The sequence below is a fragment of the Cellulophaga sp. F20128 genome (assembly GCF_023015805.1).
Classification (GTDB): domain Bacteria; phylum Bacteroidota; class Bacteroidia; order Flavobacteriales; family Flavobacteriaceae; genus Cellulophaga.
Window position 1 is genome coordinate 1 of the sequence record NZ_JALKBA010000006.1, and the last position, 15,994, is coordinate 15,994.

General features: G+C 35.4%; 11 protein-coding genes and 1 pseudogene. 2 read left to right on the forward strand and 10 right to left on the reverse strand.

All coding sequences use genetic code 11. From position 1 onward, the window contains the following. The 4 genes and pseudogenes from MWU65_RS07630 to MWU65_RS07645 form a co-directional block, all read right to left on the reverse strand. A pseudogene (locus tag MWU65_RS07630) lies at positions 1-269 on the reverse strand (sugar phosphate isomerase/epimerase); the annotation flags it as partial. Positions 270-388: 119 nt separating this feature from the next. Then, positions 389-1,921: a RagB/SusD family nutrient uptake outer membrane protein gene (locus MWU65_RS07635; RefSeq protein WP_247076656.1), complete on the reverse strand. Its 1,533-nt coding sequence runs from the start codon at positions 1,919-1,921 to the stop codon at positions 389-391. A 12-nt stretch (positions 1,922-1,933) separates the two neighbouring features. Further along, positions 1,934-5,038: a TonB-dependent receptor gene (locus tag MWU65_RS07640; protein ID WP_247076657.1), complete on the reverse strand. Its 3,105-nt coding sequence runs from the start codon at positions 5,036-5,038 to the stop codon at positions 1,934-1,936. A 132-nt stretch (positions 5,039-5,170) separates the two neighbouring features. Beyond that, positions 5,171-5,899: a phytanoyl-CoA dioxygenase family protein gene (locus MWU65_RS07645; RefSeq protein WP_247076658.1), complete on the reverse strand. Its 729-nt coding sequence runs from the start codon at positions 5,897-5,899 to the stop codon at positions 5,171-5,173. Positions 5,900-5,987: 88 nt separating this feature from the next. On the opposite strand from MWU65_RS07645, the gene MWU65_RS07650 reads away from it, so the two are divergent. Next, positions 5,988-6,851, forward strand: coding sequence for an AraC family transcriptional regulator (locus MWU65_RS07650; RefSeq protein WP_247076660.1), 864 nt, complete (start codon positions 5,988-5,990; stop codon positions 6,849-6,851). Positions 6,852-7,000: 149 nt separating this feature from the next. On the opposite strand, the gene MWU65_RS07655 is transcribed toward MWU65_RS07650, so the two are convergent. From MWU65_RS07655 to MWU65_RS07680, 6 genes are all read right to left on the reverse strand, one after another. Continuing rightward, complete coding sequence (locus tag MWU65_RS07655; RefSeq protein ID WP_247076662.1) at positions 7,001-7,897, reverse strand: endonuclease/exonuclease/phosphatase family protein; 897 nt, start codon at positions 7,895-7,897, stop codon at positions 7,001-7,003. Positions 7,898-7,906: 9 nt separating this feature from the next. Further along, complete coding sequence (locus MWU65_RS07660) at positions 7,907-8,971, reverse strand: endonuclease/exonuclease/phosphatase family protein (RefSeq protein ID WP_247076664.1); 1,065 nt, start codon at positions 8,969-8,971, stop codon at positions 7,907-7,909. A gap of 91 nt (positions 8,972-9,062) precedes the next feature. Continuing rightward, a complete protein-coding gene (locus tag MWU65_RS07665; RefSeq protein ID WP_247076666.1) occupies positions 9,063-11,216 on the reverse strand; it encodes a right-handed parallel beta-helix repeat-containing protein in 2,154 nt (717 codons plus the stop codon). Between the two features lie 113 nt (positions 11,217-11,329). Then, positions 11,330-12,349, reverse strand: coding sequence for a UDP-glucose--hexose-1-phosphate uridylyltransferase (locus MWU65_RS07670; protein ID WP_247076668.1), 1,020 nt, complete (start codon positions 12,347-12,349; stop codon positions 11,330-11,332). Positions 12,350-12,360: 11 nt separating this feature from the next. Then, positions 12,361-13,509: a galactokinase gene (galK, locus tag MWU65_RS07675; protein ID WP_247076670.1), complete on the reverse strand. Its 1,149-nt coding sequence runs from the start codon at positions 13,507-13,509 to the stop codon at positions 12,361-12,363. A gap of 36 nt (positions 13,510-13,545) precedes the next feature. Beyond that, the gene (locus tag MWU65_RS07680; protein WP_247076672.1) at positions 13,546-14,604 is read right to left on the reverse strand and encodes a GntR family transcriptional regulator; all 1,059 of its coding nucleotides are present in this window, start codon (positions 14,602-14,604) and stop codon (positions 13,546-13,548) included. A 91-nt stretch (positions 14,605-14,695) separates the two neighbouring features. Between MWU65_RS07680 and MWU65_RS07685 the strand changes: the two genes are divergently transcribed. Then, positions 14,696-15,940, forward strand: a complete 1,245-nt coding sequence (locus tag MWU65_RS07685) for a cell envelope biogenesis protein OmpA (protein WP_247076674.1) — start codon at positions 14,696-14,698, stop codon at positions 15,938-15,940. Positions 15,941-15,994: the final 54 nt, after the last annotated feature.

Here is a 15,994-nt window from a genome sequence, read left to right on the forward strand (position 1 = left end):
AAAATAGGCTTGGCCTCTGCTAAATTATACAAATGCTTTTTATAGACCTCCTTATGCTTTTTAAAGTCCACCTCCTTGGTTTCCCAATGTTGGGCTACAAATTCCAATTCGAAATCTGTCAGCATAGCACAGATTTCTTTCTTTCTGAATTTGTCTAGAGGAAGATCTATTTCTACCCCATCATAACCAGCTTCTTTTACCTTTTTTAAAAAAACGGGCCAAGGCATCTCAGCACTCCCCCATCTAGGGTATATAAACTTTAGTTCCATACTATTATTCCTTTTTTTAATCTAAAAACCATAAAACGAGTAAGAGGAAAAACCTCGCAACTCAAAAAACTAACTAAACTAACTCTTTGAAGCGAGGTTTTACTTATGTTATTAAATTATTACCATCCAGAATGAGGTATTAATTTGGGGTTATTAATTTGTTCAAAATCTGGATAAGGCCATGTATAATCTCTAGGTGCTGTAAACGATCTAACATCTAATGGAATAATTCCTACTGCCGGTTGGTTCATTGTTGTTTCCAACAATCTCCACCTGTGGTAATCGTAATAAAGAATACCTTCTGCAGCTAATTCAATAATTCTTTCACGTCGGACAATTTCTCGAAACGTATCTTTTGTTAAGCCAGCAAGAGCAATTGGCGGCACCACTATATCTGCACCTCCAATACCAGCACCTTGACCACCCCTAGTTCTTAAATCATTAATAATGTCTAACAATTCTTGAGATGGGCCATTAACCTCATTCAAAGCTTCAACATAGTTTAAGTGTACTTCTCCTAGTCTAAAAACAATAAAATCGTTATGACTTCTTTGTTCTGTTGTTTCTGCAGGGTTAATAAACTTTCTCAAGTTTAACCAAGTACCATTATTTACAAACATTGCGCCCTCGTAATCAACATCCTCATTCCAATCAAAAATAGTTTGATTTAAACGTGGGTCTCTATCCACAAAGGGGGTAGCTGGATTGTATAAAGGACTAGTTGAAATATCTTCTCCGTTAATGTCTGGGTATTTTTCAACTAGCGCCATCGTAGGTGTAATAGTAGACCAAGATGCATGAAAACTTATGGGTGATAACCATTGGTTTAGGGCATGATAACGTCCTTCCAAATCAGCATTAACTCTAGCCAATATTATTTCATTGCTACCGTCTCCTTCAGGTCTAAATAATTCGGTATAGTTATTATGTAAACTAAAACCGCCTCCCATTATTTGTGAAGCTATATTTGCGCTTTCTGATAATAAGGTGTTATCTTCCGCTAAAGTTCCTTCATATAACAAAATTCTAGATTTTAGAGCCATAGCAGCCCATTTGGTAATTCTACCATATTCAGGCGTATAATCTGCAGCAGATAATTCTGTAATTGCCAAATCCAAATCGGTTAAGACAGCACTCAAGGCTTGGGCTCGAGTACTAGGCTCTACTTGACCTTCGTTAACTTCTAAGACAGTAGTTACCACTGGAATAGGACCAAATTGATATAGTAATTTATAATGGGCCCAAGCTCTAAAAAAACGAACTTGCCCTTTGTACTTAGCTTGTTCTGATTTAGTTAAAGGTGCTTTATCAATATTTTGTAAAAACCAGTTGGCGTCTCTAATTGTCCCATATTGCCCCGTCCATAAATCATTAACAAGGCCAGTTCCAGCGCTAAGCCCACCTGTAGCAATTGATGAAGTACCATATTGGCTAAACATGATGTCTGTTAAAGCATCCCATTCAATCTGCCCTACATTATTCAATGAACCATAAAGCGCATTTGCAGCTTGAGAAACATCACTCTCGCTAGTCCAAAAAGCATCTTCTGATAAAGCCGTAACAGGTAGTTTAGTAATGTCTTCCTCTGAACAACTTTGAAAGATGCCAAAAGAAACAATTAGTAAGCATATAATTTTTATATAAATTTTCATAGTATTATTTTTTTAAAAGTTAATATTTACACCCAACGAAAATGTCTTCACAGGTGGAATATCTAAACCTTGAGATTCTGGATCAAAACCAGGTCTAAAATCGGACCAAGTCAATAAATTTGTGCCAGCAAAATAGATTCTTGCTTTATTAATGTAATTATTCTCTTTAATAGGAATAGTATATCCTAATTGTAAATTCTTTAATCTTAAATAAGATGAATTAAATGTCCAAAAGCTAGAGGTAGTACTAAAGTTCTGGTTATATGTTTGTTGTCCAAAAAGAAACAACCTTGGATAGGATCCATCTACATTATCAGCACTCCAAGCATCACCAGCTTCTTCCGGAATCCAACTAAAATTACCAAATAAATCGTTAATTTTATGTTCCCTAGACTTACCTGTTCCTTGGAAGAACATTTGGAAATCAAAATTTTTCCAATTCGCATTTAAGTTCATACCATATGTAATTTTAGGAATGGTTTCTGCAATTGCAATTCTATCCTCAAAATCTAACTTATTATCACCATTTTGATCTATATACTTAATGTCTCCCATTGCGGTAGACCCACTAATTCCCGATGTTATTGCTGCTTTATAAGCATCCACCTCTGTTTGCGATGTTAACAACCCATCTGCTTGATAACCATACACCGTTCCTAGCGCATCACCAACTCTGTAAGAGGTATTAAACTCAGAGAAAGCATCAGTTAATTCAGTAATCTCATTTTTGTTATAGGTACCATTAAATGAAACACCATAATTTAAACCATTGGAAAGTGTATTACGATGGCTTATAACCAATTCTACACCATTATTTTTAACAGAACCTGCATTTATTGCCGGCCCAGATCTATAAGTTCCTACCGTTCCAGGAACTGGACTTCCTAATAATATATCGTCAGTATTTTTAATATAATAATCTAATGATCCAGCAATAATTCCATTGTCTACTGAGAAATCTACACCAAAATTCGTAGTAGTAGTAGTTTCCCACTTCAAATTTCTAAATGGTATTCCTCCTTCTGATGCGGTTGAACCAACAATATCTCCGGCACCGAAATAATAGGAGCCAAACGAAATATTTGAAAAATAGCTACCATTTACTCTGTTGTTACCAATCTGCCCAATAGAGGCTCTAAATTTAAGATTATCTATAGCGTTTGAAGTAAAGAAGTCTTCTTTACTTATCATCCATGCTGCAGAGGCAGAAGGGAAAAATCCATATCTTGTCTCAGGTGCAAAATTAGATGAACCATCATATCTAGCCGAAAGCTCAAGAAAGTACTTTTCATCAAAATCGTAGTTAAACCTACCTAAAGCAGATTGCAATGCACTTTCACCAGTATTACTACCTAAACCAGTGATATCATCATTGTCACCAGAATTTGGAGCACTCAATTCTGTTAATAAATTATCAAATTGAAAATTTCTTCTTGATCCTGAAATCCATGAATCTTTATTAAACTGTACATCCCAACCTGCCAAGACACTTAAGTTATGTATTCCGAAGGTTTTATCATATGTTAATAAAGTTTGAGCATTGTACTGATTGTTATCGCTCCATGTTTGACTTTGGCTGTTCACATCTGACACCCATGGTGCACCACCTGTTGTAGAACCTTTGAATGTACTTGATACACCCCTGCTTGTATTAGAGATTAGTGAATAACGACCAATAGCCTTTAAGCCGTTAATAATTTCCCATGTAAGACTCGTATTTGCTGTAAATGTTTTCGTTTTAGTATTTGAGGTTCCTGCTTCTAATTCCCATAAAGGATTCCAAAATCCTCTTGCGTATGTCCCCGAATTTGCAAAATGATTATATTTTGCTCCTGGTTCTAAACTCTCTCGAACCCCTGCCCACGGAGCAATAACATTCATATGGTTATAAATGGCATCTATACTTAAGCTAGGAGAAGTATTATTTGTAATGTTGTAACTTAAATTTACACCTAAATCAATATTATCTCTTAATTCAGTTTTTAAATTAGTTCTTAAATTATATTGTTTTCTATCTATACCCGTTTTCATTATTCCATCAGATGCTCTGTGCCCTAAAGAGAAATAATATGAAGTCTTTTCACCTCCAGCAGTTGCACTTAAAAAATAACGATTAGTTACTTCTGTTTTAAGTATTTCATCTTGCCAATTGGTATTGGCATAGTTTGGATCATATGCACCACTAAACTTAGCAATATCTGCAGCAGTAAAAGCAGGATTACCATTTGAATTAATGGACGCTACATTCATAATATCTGCTGAATCTAAGGAGTTTGCTCCTTTTTGTACAGTTGTTAATTCTCCCCAGCTCGTAAATGTTTCAAAGTTAAAAGTTGCCTTTTTGTTAGCACCAGATTTAGTAGTTACCAAAATGACACCTGCTGCTGCTCTAGCCCCATAAATAGCAGAAGCCGCACCACCTTTCAAAACTGAAACTGCCTCAATATCATTGGGGTCTACTTTTAATAAGTCTTGCGGTATACCATCAACAATATATAAAGGACTATTATTTCCAATAGTTGTAGCACCTCTAACCAATACAGACAAGCCTTTGTTATACCCAGCATCTCTTATAAATAAACCAGGAACTCTTCCTTGAAGAGCAGATGCAATATTTTGGGTAGTAACATTGCCAAGTTCCTCTATATTTACAGATGATACTGCTGTTGTAACACTTGTTAATTTTTTAGTACCATAACCAACTAGCACTACTTCATCTAATGCGTTGGTATTTTCTATTAATTGAATTTTAATACTTGTTTTATTATTAACTACAATTTCTTGGGTCACATACCCAACATAGGATACAATAAGAGTTGAATTTCCAGTTCTTGTTTCCAAAGAAAACCTTCCATCAAAATCGGTTTGTGTACCATTAGAGGTGCCTTTTTCGATTATACTTGCCCCTAGCAAGGGAGTTCCGTTTTCGGTAGTAACAGTCCCTTGAAGAGCAAATTGCATATAAATATTTCTCTCATTATCTATATGTGTTCTATTAAAGACATTAGCAGATACAATTGAGCTTGATATAAAGAGGAAGCAAAATTTTATTAAAAGTAAATATTTTTTATTGTCATTTATTGGTTTTAAATAAATGGAATTGGTTATTTTTTTCATAATTTTAAATGAATTAATTTTAGTTCAATATATTACCCTAGTTTTCTAGGTATTAGGGAAATGTTAGTGCATTTCCCTAATTTTTTCATTAACTTATTTTCATTGGCACATTTGTTTAGCTATTATAGATTTCTATTTATTCCTTTGTTTTCTTTCCCCGGTATGATCTACTCCTTGCTCTCGTTCATAAGCTATCATCGCTTTGGGTCTAAAATTTAAGATCAAAGCCCTGCGTTGTGTTTCTGTACTATTCCCTTGACTAAAATGCAAGGTAAAACCATCATGAAATGTACAGCCACCAGGATGGAGCGGAACACTTTGCGCCGTACTAGTTTCCGTTTCACAATACAATGCCCCACCGTTTGGAAGGTTTTTATGAGGAAGAACCTGTTGGTCTTCCCTAGAAATAAACCACATACATCCATTTTCCTCAAAAACTTCATCTAGGGCTATCCAACAACTTACCGATCGCTTATCGGGCATTGCTATCCAATAGGCCGCATCTTGGTGCCATGGGGTTGCGGTATTATTCTTTGGTGCCTTATTGATCATCATGTCGAAATCTAGTTCCATATCTTCCCCTAAAAGCTCCTTTGCCCATCTTTCTACTTTTTGGTAAGCACTATTATGTAGCAATTCTGGAACTATACTACTGGGTCGCATTATTTGTGTAATGCGTTCCTCCTTTTTATTTGTTTGGGTATCTACACCAGCCAAATCGCTACGTAAATGAGCAGTATTTACCTTATCCTGCAAAAGTGTATCGTAAATAGTGCGTAGCGCACCAACTTCATCCATGGACAGTAGGGCTCCTACTTTTAAATATCCATCTTGTTTAAATCTTAATTGACTGTTATCCATTGAAACATTTTATAGTTTTCAAATTTGCTGTTATTTTAATTAAAAGTCTATCGTTTTTGTATTATATTACTTTTTTATACATTTTACTATGGAAACTTCAACACAAGAAAGAAAGGTTTTTAATCTTCAGGAATACGGGATAAGAAGAGGTTTATCCTTTGGTCACTACAAATATAAAGAGGTGAAACCTGGCCTTGATAGTCACCGTCATGAAGAGACTTTGGAAATTTGTTTTTGTATGAAAGGACAACAGCATTATAAGGTTGGTGGTCAATTATATGAATTAAATGGGAACGATATTTTTGTAGTGCCGCCAGATACCATGCACAGCACCGGAGAGTTTCCAGAAGATAAAGGAGAATTATTTTGGATTCAAATACTATTGAACAATTCTACAGGCAAACTTTGTAATTTGCCAAAAAAACATTCCGATTATCTCCTTGAAGCATTACAAAAAAAATCAGCTGTAATTTTTAATGGAGCGTTTCAACTTAAATTTATTTTAGAAAAATTAGTTAGCCATTTTGAAAAATGGGATTCTATCTATTCCGAAATTATGGCAGATCAATTAATAAAACAATTACTATTGGAAACGGTTATGCTTTCCAAAAAGCCACAACAAACAGCGCCTACCATAAAATTAAATCAACTGGACAACTATATACAGCAAAACTTGCATCGGATTATTTATGTTGATGAAATGGCAAATTTGTCGGGAATGTCTACAGGATATTTTAAAGCGTGGTTTAAGTTACAAACCGGTATGCCACCTAAGGAATATATTAATAGGTCTAAGATAGAACAAGGTAAAATAGATTTACTAAAAAATAGGGCCGTTACCAAAGTGGCTTTTGATCTTGGGTTTAGTTCATCTCAATATTTTGCGACTACCTTTAAAAAATTTACGGGGTATACGCCTAAAACCTATTGTCGTTTGCAAATGGAATATTAATAGTATCTAAAAATTAAAGGTCTTTATTTTAAATTTCATTGACTACTACTTCAGTTAAATACATTGCTATTCAAATTGATTAATAAGTCTTTAGAAATAAATTCTAATTCAGTAATTTTAAGAACTAGGCTTCGTTTAGTTTTTTAAATCTATCTTTCAAATTCTGCCAAGACCGGATAATGGTCTGATAAATAATAGGTTTCTTCTGTGTTTAAGACTTTAGCATTTACACACTTTTTTGCTAAAAAAGGAGAACTTAAAATATAGTCTATTCGTGTAGAATTTTTATGGGGTCCTTTTCCTTTTTCTTCTGCAAAAACCTGGGTTGGACAACTTAACCTATCTTCCCATGTAACCGTAAACTTTTGAGTAACATCAATTAGAGGAATCCCTAAAAGAGAACCAATTACACCGTATTCTAACTCGTCATTTAGTAAGTTCTGAACGTGATCGTGTTCTTTTTCAGAAGCTCTCAGATCATCTAAAAGCCACGTTTTATCTTTATACAAATGGGCATCAAAAGGTGACAAGGCATTAAAATCGCCTAAAACCAAATATTTGTTTTGTTCTTTAGAAACTTCGGCTAATTTGTCTGCTACAATTTTTGCTTCACTTTGCCTTTTTTGATGGCTAAATGGTGAAAAATGAATCACAAAAATATCAATACCATCAACTTTACAATGCAATGCTCCGTGATGCATCCCTTCCAATATTTTTTCTTTTACTTCTATGGGCTTTTTGGATGTAATGCCCACTGGATAACCAGAGGTTTTAAGAATTTCCGCATAATTATGTCCCCATTTTTTAGCATCTGCTAGCAATTTTTCTTGCGTATAACCACACAATTCCTGTAAAGCAAATACATCTGGTTTTTGAAAATTTACCCACGCTATAAATTGACTTTTACGATCCATATCTTTACCCCAATCAAAACCATTCCAAATGTTATAACTAATCACTTTTAAGGGTTGCTTTTCTTGTGCGCTAATCCAGTGGTTATTCAAAAAGGAAATGAACAATATTGCACTTAAAATTACTTTTTTCATTGGTCTCTTTTATTTTTTTAACTTTAAATTGAATTGATTTCCGTTCAATTTGAAAGTCGTTAATACTGCACCATGATCCGATGGAAATTCAGGAAAACTTCTATTTAAATTGGCTTTGTGATGCATAATAGTTTTTGAATTTATAGGTATTATACTTTTTCCTATACTGTAAATAAAATCAATTCTGGCAAAAGGGTTTCGGTATTCCGGTTCAGGATGTGTTGCTGTTGTAATAGGAACAAAGCCCATACCTGATTCATAGGTGTATTCTAGCCCTACTGTGGTCCACGTATACCCTAAAGTTTCTTTGGTTATTTGAGTGTTCGTTGCCCTATAAGTATCCGTAAAACCTGCATTGGCCATTGCTATAGCAGTTTTGTTTGCTAACAGTCTATCAAAATTCAATCCATCCTTTTTTGTCTCCTTGGTAAAATCTAAATGAGAAACACAGTTAAAATCTCCTGCAACGATTACTGGTATTTGATCTCTATTCGCAAAATCTTTTTTAAAATCTTTATGTTGAAGCAGTTGCTGAATATGCTCATAACGATTTTCATCTCCGTTATTAAATGCTGCATCAGAAAGATTTTCATCTTTGATCGCTACAATATGTCTACCACCACTGGTGAGCCATATATTATAAACTCGTACTTTTTGATTACTCGGTAAAATAGCAGTAGCAACAATAAAAGAAAAAGGAGATAAGCCTTCTATATTACCAAAATTCTCTAAGGGATATCTGCTAAAAATAGTTAGGTTGGCATCAGGTGAAGGCGTATAATAGTAGTAATTTAATGCCTCTGAAATTGCTTTTGCAGAACCATAAGTCTCAGTCATTGTTATAATATCGGCTTTACTATCCTTAATAATGTCTATTACTCTTTGTCTGGCTGTTTTACCTGCTATTGTGTAGCGTGGTTCCAAATTAAGCTTCCCCCAAATGTTCCATGTCATTACTTTTAATGTAGCCAGATCATTGGTCTCTTGTGCCGTAGATGTACTTTTACAACCTAAAATCAATACTAAAATTAAGAGCGCCGTTATTGGGGTTGTATATGTGAATCTTTTTTTCATTTATTTTATATAAAAACGATAACATATACCGCTTGACCAAACTTAAGTTATTGGGTGAATTTTCAGCGTTTTCTTTTACTGTTTTAAAACCCTACTTTCTATTTTTATTCACCCCAATCTTATCAAAGGGAATAGCTTTAAATCCAGGAACCTTTTCAAAGGCTTTGGCTGTTTCTTTGAGCATAAAATCACCATTTTCTATATCTACAAATCCTGGGTCCTCTTCTGTAATCCAGTTGTCTTCCAAAAATGGCAACCAATCTTTAGAACCATCAATGGGTGTTGTTACCTTATAAAAAATATTTTTTGAAACAGGATTTCGTTTAGGAAGTGCCGGCTCATCTTCCCAATAGTTTACCAAATTAGGATACCTTGTGCTGTAGGGAGGGGTTTTTAAATTTACCATTTTTAAGCGTTGATCATAAATCCCACCTTTATCAAGTAGGAATTTAGACCAGCCCTGATTTCGGTTATCAATGTGGATCCCCAATTCGGCATCTATAAAAATATTATTGGTATAGGGGTTATCCTGTCCACCTCCTATAAGTACAGGTATATTTCCTGGTTTGTAAAAAATATTGCCATAAACTTCCATTCCACAAGCACCATCATCATGGTAAACTGCAGAGGTTGCATGTGGACTGTTGAGGTGATGAAAATAGTTATACCGCACAATATGGCCTCTTTCCGAAGGATCACGACCGTAGTACAACGCACCTTGATCATGTACTTCCTGACAAACATTGTGAATTTCATTATACTCAAACAAATGATCATTACCCCGCATAAGAATAGCCATACTTGGGGCGTTGTATACTTCACAGTTTGAAATTCTATTTCCAACACCACTGATATCTATTCCTGCTCGGTACGACTTTTCAAGGCGATTAAAATCGTGAATTGTAGTATTTTCTACATAATTGTTCCCAGGCTCCAGGGTTAAACGGTCACCCCCACTTAAATGAATTCCTCCAGCTCCCGTATTGTAAATTGTACAATTTATTACGCCATTGTTGTTGCCTGCCTCCCTATTAAAAACAGGATTTGCATAAACATGCTGCAAATAACTTCCTATTTTATCGGAAACCGCTACACCATCCCCTTCGTGCGACAAATTTTTAAAAGGTGCTATTCCTTTACCAATAGACACACCTACAATACCCAGGTTTTTGAACGTACAATCTTGAATACGGTTATTTTGAGTGCGTTCCATATAAACACCCATCCCTCTTGAACACTCAAATTGGAGTCCGCTGAGCTCAATATTTGAAGCACCTTTAATACTAACCAACGGTTTTTCTAAAACCGATAATTCCAAAACCTTAATATCCTCTGAAGGATAGAAGTATAATTTTTTAGTGGTGCGATCTATATAATATTCTCCCGGCTCATCAACTTCTTCTAGGATGTTATATACATACCAACGTTGAAATTTTAAACCCGAACCAAATCCATACATGGAAGGGCCCTTTGTTTTAAATACCTTATTTATGGTATCTATTTCTGCCAATTCAACGGCATCCTCTGCCCAACCTCTAAAGAAATATCCCGAAATCCAAATATCCTTTTTATTTTTCCAAAGTGTAGGCCTATCGGTATCAAATTTAAAGGTGGCTCCCTTGCCCCCAAAATCACCATCTCGAGGTACCGATCCAGTATCCAATACTTCTCCCATAGGAATAGTTGCATTGTTGGGCCAACGTGCCAATTGAAAGGGCTTGCTATTCACAAACAATTCTGCCCAAGCAGGTCCATATGGTCTAGAAAAACCAACAGGGCGCATAGTACCGAGATCATTTAAATTCAGAGTTGAAAGATCAATAACAACAATTTTATCTGCTATTGATGGATCAAACCTTTGTAATACTGCGGCATCTTTAATTTTTTCAGCCTTTGCAATTTCAATTTTAACTCCACCATGTATACTTACGTTTTCGTTGTTATACCCCTTATAAATAATAGGATGTTTTTGGGTACCCGAATCCTCCTCATTAAGTTCAAAAGAGGTTGTTCTATAATAGGTACCTCCTCGTATTTGAACCACAAACCCAATAGTAGCATTCTCCTTTTTAAGAATCTTAATTTCTTCTCTTGCCCGTTCTAGGGTAGCAAAAGGGGCTTTAAAAGACCCATCACCAGATGTATCACTGCCCGTATTAGCTACAAACAACTCTTTTTGAGTGTTACATGATCCCAATATCACCATAGTAGCGAAAAGGAATAATCTAGTTATTATAGTTTTCATAGTATATGAATATATGTGTTTTTTAAAAATTATAATGGAACCAAAATAAATCAAAGCATTCCCTTTTCTATGCATCTTCCTTGGTTCCTAAATTGCATCTAAAAATAATAATATTATATCAATTCTCTCAACCTATCAGCCGCCTGTTCTGCCGTAATATCACGCTGTGGAGAACCAAACATCTCATACCCCACCATAAATTTTTTAACGGTTGCACTGCGCAATAAGGGTGGATAAAAACTCATATGCCAATGCCAATGTTCATTAGACTCCCCATTTGTTGGCGCCTGATGAATACCACTAGAATACGGAAATGAACAGTCAAACAATACATCATAGGCCCTTGTAATTGCAGATATGGCATCTGCAAATGCCATACTTTCTTGAGAATTCATTTGAGCAATGTCTGACTGGTTATTCTTAGGTACGATCATGGTTTCAAAAGGCCAAACCGCCCAAAACGGGGTAAGCACTACAAAATGATCATTTTTATAAATGATACGTTCTTCCGCCTTAATTTCTTGCGCTAAATAGTCGCCCAACAAACTCCTTTTATTTTTTTCGTAGTACTCTTTTTGATGTTTATCCTTTTTAACTACTTCATTAGGTAAATTAGACTGACTCCATATCTGGCCGTGGGGATGCGGGTTACTACAACCCATAACTGCCCCTTTATTTTCAAAAATCTGAACGTAATTAATAGTGTCATTCTCGCCTAAAGAAACATATTCCTTTTGCCATACTTGTATTACTTTATCTATATCTGAAACCTCCATACCTGCCAAACTTTTTGAGTGGTCTGGACTAAAACAAATAACCTTACATATTCCTTGCTCGCTTTTTGCTTTAAACAATCCGTCATCCACTGAAAAAGTCTTTGAATCTGACTGCAGGGCTGCAAAATCGTTCGTAAAAACATAGACATCTGGATAGTCCGGATTAATTTCTCCGTTAATTCTAGTATTGCCCGCACACAAATAGCAACTAGAGTCATGAGATGGGCGTTGCCCATTTACAACAGCTTCTTTTTGCCCCTGCCAAGGTCGTTTAGCCCTATGTGGCGATACAAGGATCCATTCTCCTGTAAGAATATTAAAACGATTATGTGAAAAATCTTGTAAGTCCGTATTCATTGGTATTCGTTTTATTTAATAATGTGAGTGCCTTTGGATAGTTCTACCTGATACACAGTGCATTCCATTCCAAATTCATTTAAAAACTTGGAAGTTATTTCGTTTTCAAACTCTTCTGCAGCACCCTTGAGTACCAAATTAATAGTGCAGCCTCCAAACCCGCCACCCATCATTCTAGCCCCAAGGACATTCGGATTTTCTTTGGCCCTATGTACCAAAAAGTCTAATTCAGGGCAACTTACTTTATATTGCTCGCTTAGACCAGCATGAGAGGCATACATAAGCTTGCCTAATTTTTTTAATTTATTTTTTTTAATTGCCTTCGCAAAAGCGTGTACCCTTTGGTTTTCTTCAATAATATAAAGTGCTTTTTGGAAATCTTCTGCCGACACCTCCTTTTGAATACCTTCAAGGTCTTTATGGGTTGCATCTCGTAACGCCTTTATATTGAGGTGCTTTGAAATTGATTCACATACCGTACGCCTGTCGTTATAAGCGCTTTCTGAAAGCTCATGTGCTACATTGGTATTAAATAATAGCAACTTGTATTTTTTAAAATCTATGCGGTATGTTTTGGCAGTTACCGTTCTGCAATCTAACAATAATGCACTATTTTTTACACCAAACATACTGGCATATTGATCCATAATTCCACATTGAACCCCGGCGAAATTATGCTCTGCCTTTTGAGATATTAAAATCATATCCTTCTTGGAGAGTCTCAATGCAAAAAGTTCATTTAATCCATAAACAAATGCATTTTCTAAGGCGGCGGAAGATGACAAACCGGCACCCGACGGTATATTACCCGCAAACACAGCATTAAAGTTTCCCAATTTGAGGCCTAACTTTTCAAGTTCTGAAACGACACCTAAAATATAATTCCGCCACCCCCCATTCACAATAGGTTCATTTTCCGAGAGGGTAAACTCGTACATCACTTCCTTGTCCAAGGCAAATACTTGACACTTATTTGCCTCTGATTGTTGAATAGATAAGGCAATACCCTTATTAATGGCGGCAGGAAAAACAAAACCTTCATTGTAATCAGTATGCTCGCCTATTAGATTTATTCTACCCGGCGAAAACACTTGAAGCGCCTTTGTTTTAAAATGCTCTTTAAAACTACGCCTTACCTTTTTTATTAATTTTTTATTCATTGTGTAAATGTCTCACTAATTTAAATCGTATTATATTTATATTGACTTCCGAATAATAAGCCTATTGGGGTTCTCTACTTGGCCCTTTTCGTTTGCGATAATCATTTGCGCCAATCTTGCTCCCATAGCATTAAAATCTGTTGATATGGTCGTAATTCCTCCTGCAACAATTTCTTTCAATAGCGTATCATTGTAAGCAATAACTCCAAAATCTTTTGCCAATACCCAATTTTCTTCAGATATCTTTTTTACGATTTGAAGCAAACTCCTATCATCCAGGACAATATACACCTCTCCCTTTTGTGGTTTTCGCTCGGCTATGGTCGCAATAACTTCCGAAGCCATATTATTTTGCGTACAGAATAATTCAAAACCTTTAAGAATACCTATGGGTTGTTTCGCTGGAGGAAAAACAAGAAAAATCTTAGTATACTTCAAAAGTAACAACAAAACATTTTGGAGTCCTTCTATGATATTTTTTTCAAAATTTTGAAAGACAGCAGGATATTCTGAAAGGGAAACATACTTTTGGTCTAGGATATATACCTTGTCTACAGGTAATTGCTCAATACTTTTTTTGGTTTCTGGAAGATTGGCTGGCATTAGCACATAGAAGCTATAGTTTCCTGCACTGTCAGAAATTAACTTACGAAACATTTCGGGATTGAAATGATGAAAAAAAAGATCTACCTGAACCGTAGGACCCAAACTATTTAAAAAAGAGTTATACAAGTCTTCCTTAAAGGAATTAAACTCATCAAACAACAAAAATATTTTTTGAGTCACTTGTACGTCTTCGCTGCTCACATAATACCCCTTCCCTACTATAGACTGAATGATGCCACGGGTTTTTAACTCGTTAAAAGCCATTAATACGGTATCTCTAGAAAGGGAATGCTGATTTTTTATACTGTTTAGAGAAGGTAATTTATCGCCTTTTTTTAAGGCACCACTCCCAACAGCAGCTTCAATGGAAGCTACTATCTGCCGATATTTTGGCAAGTTAGATTCTTTGGTTATGTCTACAATTCCCACACCACAAATATATTCTAATATTTTAAACAACCAACTAGTAGGTACTAGTAGGTTAAGCATTAAAAAAAAGTAAAAACCTATGAAATATTGTTAATAATGAGTTCATGTTGTATGCTGATATTTGTACTATAATGTTTAAAACCCCAATCTTATGAAAAATGCTATACCCTACAAAATAGCCATTGGATGTATTACAACACTCTTTTGCTATGCCCTACCTGCACAAAATGGTTCTAGTTCCTCTGTAGAATTAAACCCTGTAGAGATTCAAAAAAGGACAGCCAATTACAGTAAACTTAAAGAGTTAGGCTACCAAGAAAAAGAGATTTTTGAAGATTTAGGCAATGCCAATTTCTTATTAGAAAAATATGAAACAGCCTTATATTGGTATAAAAAACTAAAAGATCAAAGTCAAAATGGTATGCTTACTGCGAGTTATCAAGAGCGCTACCAGTTTTCCCTACAAAAAATGGGCGTGCAAGATATTTCTAACTCCACTACGACCGATTGGCTTGCCGCTGTGGCATCTGATTATAAAGTGAAGAAAGAGCAAACAAACAATACATCCTATACCGGTAAATACGGAGAGTATGTCTTTAATCCAAAAGGTAGCCTTTCTACCTTGGAAAAGCTTTCTCAAGGAGATAACAGTATCGTTGAAGCCAGTTATGCTGAAAAGAACAGTCACCAAAATGCCTATAAAACTCCTGTTGCCATTACAACAGATGGCCAAACAGCTTATTTTAGTAAAAGTGACTATGTAAAGCCAGCCTATGGTATTTTTTCCAAGAAAGAATTGGTTCATAAAATATACAAGGCAGATAAAAAAGACGGTGAATGGAAAAACATCCAGGAGGTTACGTTAACACCTAAAAATTATTCGGCCATGCATCCAACAATTTCTGACGATGGTAAGCGCTTATTCTTTGCTTCCAATATGCCTGGAACCTTTGGTAAATTCGACATTTATGTCGCTGAAATTAGCACCAACGGAACCATTGGTGTCGCCAAAAATCTAGGTAAAAAAGTAAATACTGAGAAAAACGATTTATACCCTAACATTGTCAATGGAACCTCCTTGTTTTTTGCTTCAAATGGCCATAAGGGTTATGGTGGATTGGATGTATATATGGTTGAAGTGGGACCAAAGAAAGTTGGCTTTGCTGCCAATTTGGGTAGTCAAATCAATAGTATAGAAGACGATTTTTCAATTGATTTAATGGCTGATAAAGGCACGGGGTACGTCATGTCTAACCGTGGGAAAGGTAACGTTCAAAGAGTGGCGTTTACCTATACCAATCCCAAAAGAAGTACTGTAAAAGAGTTTAATTCATTGGAAATATTTAATGAAGATGCTAAAACTGATTATTCCACTTCTGTTTTTGAAGATAAATAAGAACTAACAAACTAGGCACTAAAGGCTTGTAAAAGTCCTTTGCGAAACAACAAT